14 protein-coding genes are annotated in these 15,603 nt (G+C 39.0%); 12 read left to right on the top strand and 2 right to left on the bottom strand.

Features of this window, described 5'->3' with window-relative positions; translation table 11 throughout:
* Nucleotides 1-46: 46 nt before the first annotated feature.
* Nucleotides 47-784: a tRNA pseudouridine(38-40) synthase TruA gene (gene truA / locus IGI50_RS02260; RefSeq protein ID WP_438776036.1), complete on the top strand. Its 738-nt coding sequence runs from the start codon at nt 47-49 to the stop codon at nt 782-784.
* Between the two features lie 47 nt (nt 785-831).
* Here the strand turns inward: truA and IGI50_RS02265 are convergent, their stop codons facing one another.
* Nucleotides 832-1,602 (bottom strand): ABC transporter permease, encoded by a 771-nt coding sequence (locus IGI50_RS02265; RefSeq protein WP_010746921.1) that lies wholly within the window; start codon nt 1,600-1,602, stop codon nt 832-834.
* On the bottom strand, nt 1,595-2,512 hold the full coding sequence (locus tag IGI50_RS02270) for an ABC transporter ATP-binding protein (protein WP_438776037.1): 918 nt from the start codon (nt 2,510-2,512) through the stop codon (nt 1,595-1,597). Before IGI50_RS02270 ends, IGI50_RS02265 begins: the two co-directional genes overlap by 8 nt.
* A 176-nt stretch (nt 2,513-2,688) precedes the next feature.
* Between IGI50_RS02270 and IGI50_RS02275 the strand changes: the two genes are divergently transcribed.
* From IGI50_RS02275 to IGI50_RS02325, 11 genes are all read left to right on the top strand, one after another.
* Nucleotides 2,689-3,213, top strand: coding sequence for a LysR family transcriptional regulator (locus IGI50_RS02275; RefSeq protein WP_438776038.1), 525 nt, complete (start codon nt 2,689-2,691; stop codon nt 3,211-3,213).
* Complete coding sequence (locus IGI50_RS02280) at nt 3,188-3,553, top strand: LysR family transcriptional regulator substrate-binding protein (RefSeq protein WP_438776039.1); 366 nt, start codon at nt 3,188-3,190, stop codon at nt 3,551-3,553. The genes IGI50_RS02275 and IGI50_RS02280 overlap by 26 nt, the downstream gene beginning before the upstream one ends.
* Nucleotides 3,554-3,654: 101 nt before the next feature.
* Nucleotides 3,655-4,596, top strand: coding sequence for an NAD(P)H-binding protein (locus tag IGI50_RS02285; protein ID WP_438776040.1), 942 nt, complete (start codon nt 3,655-3,657; stop codon nt 4,594-4,596).
* A 181-nt stretch (nt 4,597-4,777) separates the two neighbouring features.
* Nucleotides 4,778-5,359, top strand: coding sequence for a MutS-related protein (locus IGI50_RS02290; protein WP_438776041.1), 582 nt, complete (start codon nt 4,778-4,780; stop codon nt 5,357-5,359).
* A 481-nt stretch (nt 5,360-5,840) separates the two neighbouring features.
* Nucleotides 5,841-9,245 carry an MSCRAMM family protein gene (locus IGI50_RS02295; protein WP_438776042.1) on the top strand — a complete coding sequence of 1,135 codons (3,405 nt, stop codon included), beginning with the start codon at nt 5,841-5,843 and terminating at the stop codon, nt 9,243-9,245.
* Nucleotides 9,242-10,801 (top strand): SpaA isopeptide-forming pilin-related protein, encoded by a 1,560-nt coding sequence (locus IGI50_RS02300; RefSeq protein ID WP_438776043.1) that lies wholly within the window; start codon nt 9,242-9,244, stop codon nt 10,799-10,801. The genes IGI50_RS02295 and IGI50_RS02300 overlap by 4 nt, the downstream gene beginning before the upstream one ends.
* A gap of 205 nt (nt 10,802-11,006) precedes the next feature.
* A complete protein-coding gene (locus tag IGI50_RS02305; protein ID WP_438776044.1) occupies nt 11,007-12,719 on the top strand; it encodes a SpaH/EbpB family LPXTG-anchored major pilin in 1,713 nt (570 codons plus the stop codon).
* 89 nt (nt 12,720-12,808) lie between these two features.
* Nucleotides 12,809-13,909, top strand: coding sequence for a class C sortase (locus IGI50_RS02310; RefSeq protein WP_438776045.1), 1,101 nt, complete (start codon nt 12,809-12,811; stop codon nt 13,907-13,909).
* A 132-nt stretch (nt 13,910-14,041) separates the two neighbouring features.
* On the top strand, nt 14,042-14,407 hold the full coding sequence (locus IGI50_RS02315) for a LytTR family DNA-binding domain-containing protein (RefSeq protein WP_438776046.1): 366 nt from the start codon (nt 14,042-14,044) through the stop codon (nt 14,405-14,407).
* A gap of 2 nt (nt 14,408-14,409) precedes the next feature.
* Nucleotides 14,410-14,829 carry a hypothetical protein gene (locus IGI50_RS02320; RefSeq protein ID WP_438776047.1) on the top strand — a complete coding sequence of 140 codons (420 nt, stop codon included), beginning with the start codon at nt 14,410-14,412 and terminating at the stop codon, nt 14,827-14,829.
* A gap of 40 nt (nt 14,830-14,869) precedes the next feature.
* Entirely contained in the window at nt 14,870-15,580 is a 711-nt protein-coding gene (locus IGI50_RS02325; protein WP_438776048.1) for a winged helix-turn-helix domain-containing protein, read from the top strand.
* Nucleotides 15,581-15,603: the final 23 nt, after the last annotated feature.

A 15,603-nucleotide genomic window follows, 5' to 3' on the forward strand; every position in this document is an offset into this window, starting at 1 on the left:
CTGTGGTACATTGGTTCAGTGTGAAGTGAACGAGGAGGAAATGTGGATGCGAAATATTAAATTAACCATTGAATATGATGGCAAACGATACCTTGGCTGGCAGCGTTTAGGAGATTCTGAAAAAACGATTCAGGGAAAGATCGAAAGTGTTATCGCGCAAATGACAGGTGAAAAGATCGAGATCATTGGATCTGGTCGAACGGATGCGGGCACTCATGCCAGAGGTCAGGTCGCGAATTTTAAAACAAATTCAGAAATGGCCCGCGGTGAAATGCTGTCATTCTTTAATCGCTATTTGCCAGGGGACATCGTTGTAAAAAAAGTTGAAGAAATGCCTGAACGTTTCCATGCCCGATATAATGTAAAAGGAAAGCAGTACAGCTATTATGTGTGGAATAATCCAATTCCAACAGCTTTCGAGCGGTATCACAGCTTTTATGTTCCTGATAAACTAGACATGGACAAAATGAATGCGGCCTGTGAGAAATTATTAGGCAAACATGACTTTATTGGCTTTTCTGCGTTGAAAAAAACAAAAAAATCAACTACACGAACGATTGAACGTATTTCGATTGAACGTGAAGGAAGCATGTTGCATTTTATGTTCGTCGGTGACGGTTTCCTGCATAAAATGGTGCGTATTTTAATGGGGACCATTCTAGAAATCGGTTCAGGCAAGCTGTCGATTGATGTCATTGATGAGGTTTTGGAAAATAAAGTGCGCAAAGATGCAGGAGAGACTGCACCAGCGCAAGGCCTTTTCTTGGATGAAGTCTATTATTAAACAAAAAGCTGAGTTCGAGCATTTATTTGCTCAAACTCAGCTTTTGTTTAGCTTCTTAATCCACGTCCGCGGTCAATTAGATGCCAGCAAACACTGTAAAGAACGACAATGAATAACACTAGGATCGACATGGATACAACGATAGATACGTCCATCACACCAAGGAAGCCGTAACGGAACCCGGAGATCATGTAGACGATTGGATTGATCTTAGAAACAGCTTGCCAAAAAGGCGGCAACATCGAAATCGCATAGAAAACACCGCCAAGATAAGTTAACGGCTGTAAAACAAAGGTCGGAACGATGGAAACATCGTCAAAGGATTGAGCGAAGATACCGTTCAATAGTCCCGCCAATGAAAACAAAATAGCCGTCATCAATAAGGTGATGACAACGATGGCCCATGAGTACACATGAAGTGGAACGAAAAAGAGCGAGATAATCGTTACTAGGGAGCCAACTAAGACACTGCGACCAACGCCGCCTGTCACGAAGCCCCAAATAATAATATGAGTCGGCACAGGAGCCACTAGCAGCTCTTCAATATTCTTCTGAAACTTTTGTGAGAAGAAAGAAGAGGAGACGTTGGCATAGGAGCTAGTGATCGCAGACATCATGATCAAGCCTGGAACGATAAACTCCATGTAAGAAAAGCCAGCCATATCCCCGATACGTCCGCCGATTAAGTTACCGAAAATAACAAAATACAAGGATGTAGTAATGACTGGGGGAACTAAGGTTTGTACCCAGATTCTTAAATAGCGATTGGTTTCTTTGACTGCCAGACTTTTAAGGGCAGTGAAGTATAGATTAGACATGATTTTCCTCCGTGATTTTTAGGAATAGTTCTTCTAAACGGTTTGATTTATTCCGCATAGAAAGTACCTTGATTCCTTGTTTCGTCAGTTGTTCAAAGAGCTCGTTGATTCCTTGATCGCGCACGACCTCTACTTCTAAGGTTTGTTCATCGACAAATGTATGCTTGAAGCCGTTGATCATAGGTTCAATCTCATAAGGCGCTAAGTCAAAAATGAATGTCTCGAATTGCAGTTTTGCCAATAAAGATTTCATACTGGTATTCTCAATCAGCTCTCCCGCTTGAATAATACCGATGTTTCGACAGAGCATCTCGGCTTCTTCTAAATAATGGGTTGTCAAAATGATCGTTGTTCCACTTGCGTTAAGCTCCCGTAGGAAAGTCCACATTTCACGGCGCAACTCGATATCGACTCCGGCAGTTGGTTCATCTAAGATCAATAATTTTGGTTCATGCATTAGCGCACGAGCAATCATTAAACGACGCTTCATTCCTCCAGATAACATTCGCGCACGAACATTCCGTTTTTCCCATAAATCCGACTGCTTTAAGTATTTTTCGCTGCGTGCCAAGGCTTCCTTTCGTGGAACGCCATAATAGCCTGCTTGATTGACAACAATCTGCTGGACAGTCTCAAAAGGATTGAAGTTAAATTCTTGCGGTACTAGGCCAATTTGTTGTTTGGCCATTACTAATTCTTTGTCTAAGTCATAGCCGAAGACTTTGACATTGCCCGATGTTTTGTTGACGAGCGAGGTGATGATTCCGATAGTTGTCGATTTCCCCGCACCGTTTGGTCCTAGTAACGCGTAAAAATCACCTTCCTCAACCGTCAAATTGATCCCCTTTAAGGCCTTCACACCAGTAGCATAGACTTTTTTCAACTCGTTTATTTCAAGTGCATTAGTCATTAATATAGTTCTCCTTGTTTCTTATGATTCCCTTATTTTATCATTGATTTTTACGATCACAAACCCGAAAAGCTTAATTAAATTTTGAAGTGATTAGATAAAAAAACGATTGAGGCTTTTTAGGAGAAGTTATCTGATATTTGTTAAAATAAGATATGGGAAACGGGGGAGAAATCATGTATTTAGAAAAGTTAAAGTACTTTATAGACTTAGTTCAAACAGGAAGCTTTACAAAGGCTGGTAAAAAGAATTTTGTCTCTCAGACGAGTATTACGCAACAGATCCGTTTTTTAGAGACACAATTTGCTTGTCAATTAATTGACCGTACAACAATTCCCGTAAAACCGACTGAAGCGGGGAAATTGCTTTATCAAGAAGCACTTCAACTTATGCAGCAATACGAGCGGTTGACACAGCGGATGTCGGATTATAATGAGCAAAAAAATCGAATTCGAATTGAATATACGTCTATTATGGATATTCAATTGTTTTCCCAAATTATCCATAATAAGAGGCTTGAGAAGGAAAATATTTTGTTGGATATTGAAAAAGTACCCTTGAAGGGCGTAGCCGAAAATCTAGTAAATCATCGTTATGATGCAGCGATTAGCTTTGATTCAGAATTTTTTGAAGAAAAGCAAATTAAAACGGTAGCATTATACTTTGGTGATTATTGTGCAGTTGTTGGAAGGAATCGATAAAGAATCTCTTTCTTTAGAGGAGCTGTATAGTCAGCCGCTTGTCATGTTGTCGCCAGAAGCTATCGGGAAATCTTACTATTTAATGTTGGAAAATGCGTTGCAAGATGGCTATGCACCAACTATTGCAAAAGTTACTGATGATGTCGAAACAGAAATTTTCTTGATTCAAAATAATGATTTGATTGGTTTTTTTCCAGAAAATTATCCATTAATTGATGAGAGTGTAGAGTTGAAGTCACTACCTATTGAAGGCTCTCATCATCAATTCGAAATTGTTCTTGCTTATTTGGCGACAGAACAAAATGCAGCGGTTCAACGATTATTGGAGTTATTAAAATGATACCAGATAAGATTTACTTATAGGTTATAAAATAGATGTATTGGTATTTGATCAATAAATCACATAAGCTTGGCTTATCAAAGATAAGGAGGCTTTATGTAATGAATAAACTAATTTTAACTGGTGTAGATGGTAACTTAGGAGGTCAAGCAGCTGAATATCTTTTGAATATAGCGGAAAAAGATCGTTTGGTCTTTTGTGGCTACGACCCAACTTCTCTGGAACGCTTTTCTGAAAAAGGTGTGGAGACAAGGGAGACAAATTTCAATCATTTGGAGGGCTTGGCTGAAAAGTTTACCGGTGGGGCGACATTGGCGCTTATTTCAATGCCTTTCGTTGGCGAAAAAAGACAAAAAGCTCACAAGAATGTCATTGATGCAGCCAAAGCAGCGGGAGTAAAGAAAATTGTTTATACATCTTTGGTCAATGCAGCTGATCCAGAAAATCCTAGTATAGAAAAAATTGATCATGCCTTCACAGAAAACTATATTGAAGAAAGTGGACTTGATTATATCTTTTTACGAAACTCTCAATATGCAGAAGCGATGATTACCAACTATTTCACTTATGCTAAAGGCGACGGTATTTTGATGAATAGTCAAGGAAATGGACAAATGGCGTATATTTCAAGAAAAGATTGTGCAAAAGCAGTAGCTTATGCATTGATCAATGAAACGCTTCATCGTCAAGTCTTAAATATCAACGGAAAAGAACTAATGACGATTAGCGACTTTATTGCAATCGGCAATGAAGTAACAGGGAATAAGGTTATCTATAAGGAAATATCTGATGAGGAAAACTACGCTGTATTTGATGCGATGGGTGTTCCACGAACAACAGACGGGAAGTTCAAGGCAGAATCTGAAGCACCGTTTTCGTCTGAAGGGATGGTAACTTTTGCTCAGGCAATCCGTGAAAATAAAATGGCTGAATATACGGAGGATTTTGCCAAATTAACAGGAGATATACCTATTTCTGTTCGCTATATGTTTGAGCATGAAAATGATTTCCAAGTTGGTGAGCGTCATTCGAAAGACGGATAACAGATAAAGAAAATATCTCGCCTATTTAAGTATAGGTGAGATATTTTTTTCTATTCGTGAAAGTTTAGCTTATTACTGTAAACCGGATTTTAGTGAAGAAAATGAAATAGCATTTGAAGAAATCATTCATCCGCTATTAGCAGAGCCTGTTCCTAACACACATAATATGGGCAATAAATTATTGATTACGGGATCAAATGCGAGTGGGAAATCTACTTTTGCGCGAACGTTGGCAGTGAACGCGATCCTAGGCCAGCTGTTTAACACCTGTTTAGCGAAAAGCTATCGCTTTAAACCTTGCCAAGTCTATAGTTCGATGAATCTTAAGGATGATATTATTACTGGTGACAGTTTTTATATGGCGGAGATAAAATCGTTGAAACGTTTATTGCACATTGCGGAATCCTCTTCCTACGTGATGATTTTTATGGACGAAATGTTCAAAGGAACCAATGTAATAGAACGAATAGCTGCCGCTTCGATCATTTTGAAAAAATTTGCTGATTTGGATTGCTTTCTTTGTTTAGCCACACATGATGTGGAGTTAAGTCGAATTTTAGGAGAACGCTATGAGAATTATCACTTTCGCGAGGTTGTTACTAATGACGAGATATTCTTTGATTATACTTTGCGGGAAGGTGTAACAACAGGTAGTAATGCGATCAAATTATTGGCTTATTGTCAATATGATCAGGAACTTGTATCACAGGCGAAAGCATACGCTGAGAATTATCGAACAAATGGGGAGTGGCTGCCTCTTTAATTACGGGACGTATCTGATTACATTAGATGCGTCTTTTTTTGTACATTAATAATTTATTTTTAATAGCTTGAATTTATTATTTTCATGAACAAAAAGTGAAAACAGTTTAACAATAGGTAAATAACTATAAATTAATCTATTTAAATCATTTTCTACGATTTCCCCAAAAAAATTAATAGAATGATTTTATTATTAATCACAAATGAAGAATCACAGGTCTTAATTTTAACCTCTTGTTCCTCCGTGGTGCATCTCACTCCTGAAATATTGTCACAAAAAAATAGTAGAAATATAATAAAAATGATTTTAAAATGATTTCTCATATTTATTTTAAAAAGCTAGAAATTGATTTTTTGATAAATAAATTATTTGAAGTTTTTTCTTGATTCTGGCTTTGAAAGGAAAAAATATCGGGAAGAGAGTGGAGGGATTGTCGATAAGGTTAAAGAGAAAAGTCATAAGTGAAAGGAGGGAGGGCATTATGAGTAAAATCAAAAAGCGGTGGTGGCCGATTCTATCGATTTTTCTGATGGTTCTGTCTAGCTTTCCAATTCAGACGATCGCTGAAAATCTGCAGACTGTAGAGACCAGTCGTGTAATGAATCTCCAGCTTACAGACAGCCAAGGAAATATACTTTCTAATGAAATCGAGCCTGATGCTCCGATTATTTTAAAATTTGATCTAAATGTGGGCGAAAAAGAAAAAAGTACATGGTTACTCCCAACAGAAATTACAACAAAGGATGAAGAAATCTATCATGACGAGGCTGTTACTCTAACGATTGAAAATAATCAATTGACAGTAGTAAACGACAATGACCAGCCTGCTTTGATTGAAGGAGTAAAATTTGAATTTCAGCTGTCTGATCAAGTACGTTCCTTGTCACAGGTAACATTGAATTTTTTTAATACACAGGAATTTCAGCTGGATTTAAAACAGGAAACACCTACAAAAGAAACAACAAGCGAAAAAAGTGCTGTGAAAAAGAAGACCGCTGATAGCAGTCAGAAGTTAACTCCATTTGGCGGTGGAATAACCCCCTTTGCAGCGACTGACAAAACAAGTGAAATTAACGATATGAAGTTGAACAACATTTATATCAAGAATGGTAGCAATCCACCCATTTATATTGTAAAAGATGGTGTTAAACAGGACCCTCAACCAACAATAAAAGTCGGTGACGGGGTGTACTTTGACTATACCTTTACTGTACCATCTTCGGCGAACTTAAAAGATGGGGACTTCATCTATATTGCGTTACCAGAAGAATATTTCAATTTTTCTAGTGTAAGCAATTCAGTACCATTTTATGAAAGTTCTGGCGATAAGATTGGAGATATGACGCTGGAAACAATTTCCGGGAAAAAGTATTTAAAAATTACCTTCAATGATGCAGTAGAGACGAATTGGAATGGGCTGCAGGATTGTTATGCGACAGCTTATGGAACAGCTAGTCAAGAAAGCAGCGGCGGTTCGACAGGCAATACCGAAACAGGTCGCTATCCTATCGAAATTGACCCCAAACCATCAGAATCTGTTTCTGATACACCGATTGGGGAACAAAAACCAATCACTAAAAATGGTTCTGCTACGAATAACAGCAATGAAGTCTATTGGAATATTCCTCTAATGATGGACAATTACAAAAAAGCGCTTGAAGGGGATACACCTGATCTATATAAGAAAGTGATACTGAAGGATCAGCTAGATCCATCGTTGACGCTATCTAGTTATGGGATTTATATGAACATTTACGCAGTGAACGAGGATGGAAAAATGACTAAAGATCCAATCGGACAGGTGCAAATGATGGGGCAAGACAATGCGCCAAGCACAATTCCGTTAGAACTGCTGACGCAAGGCGGATCTGAGTCAGATAGTGACTTTGAAGCACGAATTGAAAGTCATAATTATCCCTGTTATGGTGTGACTTCTGGGAACAAGCTAATCATGAATTTTAGAGATTTACCAAATTTTACGAACGATAAAAGTAACGGATTGCTTCTATTTGGAAATGGAACAAAAAACGCTAAAGAGCGGATTTGGGATATTATCCAGACTGCAGTGGATCAAGGGAAAATGACAGCTTCGCGCGGTGATAAAACAAAAGAAGCCTATGAAAAATATTTTAGTCACGATAGTGGAGAGACGTATGACAACTATCCATTTAATATCGTCGTGCGAATTTATGCTCGAACAACATTAGGAGAAGGTTCGATTATCGAAAACAAAGCGATGTTGTATTGGGAGACGAACACTGCTGGTGAAGAGAGTGAGACTAGCAAAGTCACTGTCAGTAATTGGGGTGGAGGCGCCACCCGTGTACCACCGACAACTTTCCGATTGAAGAAGATGGATAAGGATACACAAGTAATTCTAAAAGATGTTGAATTTGAATTGAAAAAGGAAACCTCTGCTGGTTCGAATACCTATGTCACAATTTCAGATGGAAAAAAGAAAACAGATAGTAACGGGGTACTGCTTTATGAAAATTTGACGGATGGAGATTATTGTTTGGTCGAATTGAACAATCCCGACCCGAGGTACACGGATAAATTAGAGATCGTTCCTCCAGATGGAAAGAATGAATCTGGGAAGTATTATTTTACAATCGATAAAAATGCGGCAGAAGGTGTCGCTGTCAGTGCCTACAACCATTTAGCTAAAGGCAAAATTACCTTAATAAAGAAAGACGCTGACACTGGGGAGAAACTAAACGGTGCTAAGTTCACACTTCGTAAGGAGAACGGCGACGAATTAGTTACGCCACAAGTTTTATTGGAATCAGGTAAAAATTATCGTTATCAGTACAATGATACAAGTAAAAACTACGAGTTAGTCGAGGATACTGGTTCGACCGCTCAAAAAGGGGAAATAACTGTCTCAGGGTTACCGATCGATGAGTATTATTTCCAAGAAGAAGCGGCGCCTGATGGCTATACCTACGATGACGACGGTAAGTCGAACGCAGCAAAGATTACCACTGATGGAGAGACAGTCAGTGTAACGAGAGAAAACCGTAAAAAGGTCGGAAAGCTAAAGCTGACGAAAAAAAATTCCGATAACGAAAAATTAAATGGTGCTGAATTTGAACTATACCTAGTCAATCCAGATAATTCGGAAACGAAAATGGGTGCGAAATTTGTTACTGGTAAAGATTATGAGTATAAGTACAATACGACCAGTGATAAATACGAGTTTAGCGAAAGTACAGGGACTAAAGGAGAAATCACTATTACCGGATTACCTTTAGGAAAGTACTGTCTGCTGGAGACTAAAGCACCGGATGGTCATAAGATTGTCGGTGATGGTAAAACAGCGATCAACGAGATAACCGACGAGGGTGTAACGATCACCTTTGAAGTCACGAACGAACGGGCAGAAGGCGGCGTGACACTGGAGAAGAAGGACGCTACCAATGACAAAGATTTGAAAGGTGCGAAGTTTAAAGTAGCCACTAATAGTGCTGGGACAACTTGGTTTGCATCAGAAGAATTAGAGGTCGGTGATGGGACGGCTGCAAAAGGTACGTACAAAGCAGTAAAAACAGGTACAACTTGGAATTTTCAAGCAGAGAATGTGGTGACACCAACTGGACAATTAGTGATTACCGGCTTACAGGAAGGAACCTACTATTTTGTAGAAACCCAAGCACCAATTGGCTATGTACAGCTATCTTCGCCAGTTCAATTTACGATTACTGGCGGTCAGTTAGCAACTGCCAATATAGTAACGGTTGAAAATCATCCGAAAGGCACGTTACCGGAAACTGGAGGTAATGGTTATACATGGTTTACCCGGGTAGCTCCCATTGCACTTCTGATCGTGATCGGATATTTTGCCAATCAACAGTTCAAGCGAAAAAAGGCAGGTGATGGACGATGAAAATGAAATCTCTTCTTTCTCTGCTCTTGATTTGTTTGGCGGGAATTGTATTGGTTCAACCGGCTGATGCGGCAGAAGCTCAAATCCATCTCCACAAACGTCTATTTGTAAATCAAGAAGCACCTAGCCAAATTAATCAGGGCGGCGCACTAGGTGATACAGAATTATTAAAAGATTCATACGGAGTGAATGGTTCAACTTTTGCAATTTACGAGATTGGAGATTACCTTCGCGATCATGTAATGGTCGATAAGCAGCTGTCATTTGATCAGGCAAAAGATTTTATCGCGGATGAAGCCAATGTATTACGCAGTGAGTTGGAAATATTAGCAACAACTGGTCATGTGGATGAAGCAACTATTCAAGCGCGCTACCCGAAAATTCATTTTGTTCAAACCAAGACGACTGCTAAAGGGAGCTTCACCGACAATACAGGAAATAGTGTGACTGAAGATGGGTTGCTTTCTATTACATTGCCGACTGATCAACAGCAGGTCTACCTTATTGTTGAGTTAGACAGCGGAAATCGTTTACCAGTTGATCAGGTCGGCTTGTCCAATTATCTGGTTTTAGATAGTCGTTTGTTTGGGGTAACCGCCACACATGTTTACACAAAAAATAAAGCGTATGTTCGTGAACCGTATTTTATCAAAATGTCGAAAGAAAATGACGGTTCTACCAAACCGTTAGCTGGAGCCAGTTTTATTCTCTCGAAGAATGAACAGGGAGAAAAATTCTATTTAAGAGCAACGGCAGGCTCTGTCAGCGATTGGCTTTCTGAAAAGGAAATCAAAGAGTCGCCCTTGAAAGATGAGCGTGTAAAGAAAATGATTTCCGATCAAGATGGGATCGTTAGACCGAATCTAGGTTTGAAAAGCGGCAGTTATTTGTTTGAGGAGGTCGCGACGGTTGAAGGATATGAGATATCTGAGCAAGCGCGTCATATTTCGGTGGAAATTCCTCAAGATCAGCGGCAACTGATTTTGATTAATGGAACCGAGGCCGGCACGCTATCGCAGAAAGACAAACTACCAATCGTTTACAACCAACGAGTCGTTGGAAAGAAACGATTTCAAAAAATTGACGAAAAAACTCGCGATGTGTTGAAAGAGGCGAACTTCGTTGTTTTAAACAAAGACATGCAATATTTGACGAAACAAAAAAAGTGGGTCTCAGCTGAGTATGGTAACGAACACCCAGAAGAACTATTGGTCCTAACTTCCAATGAACAAGGGATTTTTGAATTGGATGGAATGACCTATGGTAGTTACTCTCTCTTAGAAGTCAAAGCGCCAGATGGTTACTTTTTACCAGAAAATTACTTTATTGACTTTGAGATTAATGAGGCTAGTGGCGACACCAAAGAACCGTTGCGAATTGTTAACAAAAAAGGGGAAAACAAAGAGTTGCCTTCAACAGGGGCGAGTGAGATTTACTATCGCTTACCTAGCAGACGATTGCCACAGACGGGAATGACGCAATCGTTTTATCTATTTGTAATTGGTTTGATCTGTCTATTCATTGTCGTCATTTTTAAGAAAAGGGTACGAGATTAGCGGTTAAGGAAGGAAAAATAAATACATTAAAATGAAAAAGGATGGCAGTCGAACTTTTAGCAGGATTTTTAGTGAAAGAATCAAGGGTAAAAGTTTCAGTGAGTAAGTAGGTCTCAGAGTATAGAGAGATGGTATACGGCTTGAAAATCAGACTTATTTTTCTGAGGAAAAATAAATACATTAAAATGAAAAAGGAGTATGAGGCATGAAATTTAAAAAAAGAATTTGGGGATTATTGGGTATTCTGATCTTTATGTTAAGCAGTTTTGCTGGCTTAGGCAATGGTCTTATAGCGGAAGCAGCACCAACGGATGTAGACGTGAATATTTATAAAGGGGCATACGATTCCAAACCTGCAGATATCCAGAATACTGGTGAAAAAGATGAAGATTGGCATACTAGCAATGGGGGGCGCCCATTAAAAGATGTCGGCTTCACCGTTTATGACGCAACGGAAAAATTCTATACATTGGCTGCTGCGAATCCAACTTGGTCAGTGAATCAATTACGAGATGCGATCGCGACAGCGGGGGATTCCGGCTTGACTGCCGTTGGTTCTGAAAAGACGACCGATGCAACGGGACATGCGAAGTTTACATTACCGGATAAAGTGACAGTTAATTCTGTAGAAAAAGATGCGGTCTATCTATTTGTAGAAACGTCTCGTCCAACTAATATTTCAGCGAGCGGTGCAGCAGACAACATGGTAGTGATTTTTCCCGTATACAAAATGAATCCAGATGGCACGCCAACGAACGACAAACTTACGGAACTTTTCTTATATCCAAAAAATGTTCAAACAGATGACATCGATGTGATCAAAGAGAAGGAAGAAAAAGATGATTTTACAGTTGGTGAACCCATTGAATACAAAATCACATTTGATGTACCAGTAGGGATTGATGGATTAGCTAATAATGATCTAGCGAACCCCGTTTATCGCTATACTCAATTCTTCTTACGTGATGAATCGCAACCGAATCTGCATTATTTAGACAATCAAGGCTTATACGTAGTCGAATCGAATGGCTCTTTGACAGCAATTTCAGATGTAGATTTCTCGGTTGTTGCTGATCCAAGTGGCACATCAATCAAAACAGGATATGACAATATCTTCCATGTATTTTTCAATAATAAAAACAGCTTGAGTGATCAAACACCAGATGTCGTGAAACTTGGCAAGTATGCCGGCAAAAAATTAGTCTTCAAATATCGCATGTATTTAGATGAAAATACGACACCGGATGAATGGATCGACAACCAAGCAACATTGCAGTATGAAAATAACCCATCGAACGGATTACAAACATTGCCTTGGTCAGGAGATGACGTCATCACTTATGGTCGTCGCTTTGAAAAAGTTGATCAAGACAATGGTACGTCATTAGATGGCGCAAAATTCATTGTAAAACGTAAAAACAATGGCGTGACTGAGTACATGATCGCTAAAGCAACAACGTCAAGCCCATCACGCTGGTCAACCACAAAAGGCGATGCTTTAGAACTAACCTCAGCAGGTGGAGGATTATTCACTGTCACAGGCCTTGAAGGAACTGTAAGTCACGACGCGGCTGGCGTTGCATTACCATTAGAGACCGTTCCTGGAAGCTCATCAGTCGGTGATCCAACGCACCCGGCGACTGTGGGTAAGGAGTTGGTTCAATATTGGTTGGAAGAAACGCAAGCACCAAGTAATGATTACGTAGCTCTGACGGCAGATATTCCTTTCACTGTTGATTATGGCACCTATACATCAACGATCGTCGTTGGCGATGAAACAGAAGTAGAGAACAAACGTAAAGGGACTTTACCAGGTACCGGAGGAAATGGCATCTACGCAATTATTGCGATCGGTGCAGTAGCAGTAGTTGCAGTTGGGGTATACTTCTTACGCAATAAAGAAACCGTTGAAGAATAAAAAGAACAACTGATTAATCATAAGGCCGGGATATCAATCACGTGTGATTTGATACTCGGTCTTTGCATTAAAGGATAGGAGAACGGGCAATGAAAAAATGGCAAAGAAAAATCATCATAGACGTCTTCATGATGTTCATCTTAATTTTTGGGCTAGGAGCTCTTGCATATCCTTTTATTGGAAATACCGTTATGTCCTATCTTGATCAGCGAATCATTGAGCAGGCGCAGGAAAAGGCGAACCGAGAGGATCAAGTGAATCTGGCTGCAGCTCAAAAAAAGATGCAGAAGGAAAATGCAAAGCTGGCTTTGGAGGGAATCAATGCTGGCGGAGATCCTTTTTCTGAAAAAGAGGAGGAAAGAGATTTTTCTAAGAATCCTGACTATTTATCTGATCATACCATCGGCACGATCTCGATTCCTAAGATTGATGTGAGTCTCCCTATTTTTGATCGAACCAGCGAATTTTTTCTTGAACGAGGGGCTTCTTTATTGGAAGGAACTTCCTATCCTATCGGCGGGAAAAATACGCATGCGGTGATTTCTGCTCACCGCGGCTTATCGAAGGCTAAATTTTTCTCCGATCTGCCGGAACTGAAAAAAAGAGACCTGTTCTATATTGAGATCGGCGGCAATACCTTCGCCTATAAGGTAATGAATATCCAAGTGGTCAAGCCGGAAGAAACGGAGCAGCTCCGGATTGAGAAAGAGAAGGATAGGGTCACACTACTTACCTGCACCCCCTACATGATTAATTCTCATCGCTTATTGGTGACCGGAGAACGAACAAAACTGCCGGCCAAAGCGCAACAGCAGCTTAAAGGGCTTAAGAAAAAACAAAGAAGACGATTGTTTTTGGTGATTGCTGCTGGATGTATCCTACTTCTTGGAATTGGCTATCTTTTCTGGCGTCACATTAAAAGGCAAATTATTCGCCACCGTAATTATGCTATTTTGATACCGAAAATTGAAGATGATGAATATAAATTATTATATAAAAAAAGTAATAATCCCGTTTTTGTTAATAAAAGCCCGATTGTATTAGTGCCAAATGCGGAGTCAAGCTTGTTCAAATCTGGTCTAAGTGGTGGAGAATATGTATTAAAAGGAGAAAAACAACAATATTATCTATGGATAAATAAGATCAATCAAGTGGATTTTTCATATAAAATAAATAACATTAATAATTAAAAGCATAATATTTATTTTTTATGTATAATATTTCTGGTAAGGTTGGGAGGTTTTTCTATTAAAATTAAAGTGGATATCATTGATCAAGGAGAGGAAGAACTTATCCTAAAAGTAAAGTCTTTAGACGATGATTTGCTGCGATTAATTAATTCTCTGCAAGTAAAAAATGCTTTTCTATGGGTGAACAAGGATGAACAGCTGCATAAAGTAAAATTGAAGGATGTTTATTATTTTGAGGCAGTAGAGAAGAAAGTCTTTTTGTATACCAAGGATGAAGTTTTTGAAATTAAAGAAAAGCTCTATCAATTAGAAGAAAAATACAAAGACACACAATATATTCGAGTCTCTAAATCAGTTATTCTTAATATTGAGAAAATTGAGCTGATCAGTCCGACGTTCAATGGACGGCTAATTGTTAAGTTGAAGAATAATGAGAAGATTTCTATTTCAAGAAATTATGTTCGCAATTTAAAAAATCAATTAGGGATGGAGGAGTGAGTATGAATAAATGGAGCGCTATTCGGGAATTAACCATTATCTTCTCGTTCATTTTTACCCTAAGTATCATTTTTGCCCTTCTAACGGGTGCGAATTTGACGAGTGAAAATGTTTTTTCGATTCTGATTTTTTCATTAATGGTTGGTGTTGGGTGTTCGATATTTTATATTGATTCCTTAGTTGATCTTTTAGGGATTTTTTGGATTCAAGTAGCTTATCTCTTGCTTATTTTTACCGCGTTTTTCGTCTGTAGTCAGCTTTTTGTTTGGGATGTTCCGCCGATGATCATGGGATTTGCTTTTCTTGTTATGATAGCTGGCTTTTTTATTGGGAAGGCCATTTTATTCAGTGTTAGTGTCAAAATGACGGAACAAATGAACAAGCAGCTCAAGAAAAAATTTCAAAAGAAGGATCACGATTAAATGATTCTTAACAGTCTTACACCAAAGAAGAGGTGAAAAAATGATATCTATATTACTTTTAACAAAGAATATTTTAGTAGAACAAGAGCTTCAAGCAAAACTACAACGACTAAACTATGAAGTTTTTTGCTGCTCTAATATGTTTTACTTAATGGCGCAGCAAGTCAAAAAGCTGCCGATGCTTACGTATTTTGACTATATCATTCTCAGTGAAACAATCTCTGAAAATGAAGTAAGACATTTGCTATCAACATTACCGGAGTCAAAAATCATTTTGCGAAAACTTGAGAGCGAGCCGGAAAATCCAATAGAAGGAATTCACGGCTGGATCAATGAAAATGCCAGTGTCGAAGAATTGCGTGAGTCTCTTTGCCGCTGGACAAAACGACCGATATCTCAAGAGATGATCCTATCTCTAATAGGGCATCGTATGGGTGAAGAATCAGAAGTCCATACTACGGGGACTTTGACCCTATCCAAATTGGAACGCCGAGCTTTAGAAAAGCTTTATCAGGCGAAGGGGAAAGTGATTTCACGAGAGGCTTTGTGCGAATATCTATGGAAGGATGGTGCAACGAAATCTCGTTTAGCACAACTTTCAATCCTGGTTAAGAAATTGCGCATCGCATTTCAAAAGGATGGTGTCACAGGTGAAACGGTTCAAACCTCATGGGGCGAAGGCTATCTCCTGACGTCGATCGCCTTGGAATATTGTGATCAAGAGCAAAAACAAGAAATGTTGCTTTCGTAAGGGAAGAGTTTAAAAAGGTCATT

It is taken from the genome of Enterococcus sp. DIV0170 (genome assembly GCF_051710765.1).
Taxonomy (GTDB): domain Bacteria; phylum Bacillota; class Bacilli; order Lactobacillales; family Enterococcaceae; genus Enterococcus_A; species Enterococcus_A raffinosus.

Coding starts and splice junctions, on each gene's coding strand:
- truA (WP_438776036.1), top strand. CDS start 47: ATGCGAAATATTAAATTAACCATTGAATATGATGGCAAACGATACCTT.
- IGI50_RS02265 (WP_010746921.1), bottom strand. CDS start 1,602: ATGTCTAATCTATACTTCACTGCCCTTAAAAGTCTGGCAGTCAAAGAA.
- IGI50_RS02270 (WP_438776037.1), bottom strand. CDS start 2,512: ATGACTAATGCACTTGAAATAAACGAGTTGAAAAAAGTCTATGCTACT.
- IGI50_RS02275 (WP_438776038.1), top strand. CDS start 2,689: ATGTATTTAGAAAAGTTAAAGTACTTTATAGACTTAGTTCAAACAGGA.
- IGI50_RS02285 (WP_438776040.1), top strand. CDS start 3,655: ATGAATAAACTAATTTTAACTGGTGTAGATGGTAACTTAGGAGGTCAA.
- IGI50_RS02295 (WP_438776042.1), top strand. CDS start 5,841: ATGAGTAAAATCAAAAAGCGGTGGTGGCCGATTCTATCGATTTTTCTG.
- IGI50_RS02300 (WP_438776043.1), top strand. CDS start 9,242: ATGAAAATGAAATCTCTTCTTTCTCTGCTCTTGATTTGTTTGGCGGGA.
- IGI50_RS02305 (WP_438776044.1), top strand. CDS start 11,007: ATGAAATTTAAAAAAAGAATTTGGGGATTATTGGGTATTCTGATCTTT.
- IGI50_RS02310 (WP_438776045.1), top strand. CDS start 12,809: ATGAAAAAATGGCAAAGAAAAATCATCATAGACGTCTTCATGATGTTC.
- IGI50_RS02320 (WP_438776047.1), top strand. CDS start 14,410: ATGAATAAATGGAGCGCTATTCGGGAATTAACCATTATCTTCTCGTTC.
- IGI50_RS02325 (WP_438776048.1), top strand. CDS start 14,870: ATGATATCTATATTACTTTTAACAAAGAATATTTTAGTAGAACAAGAG.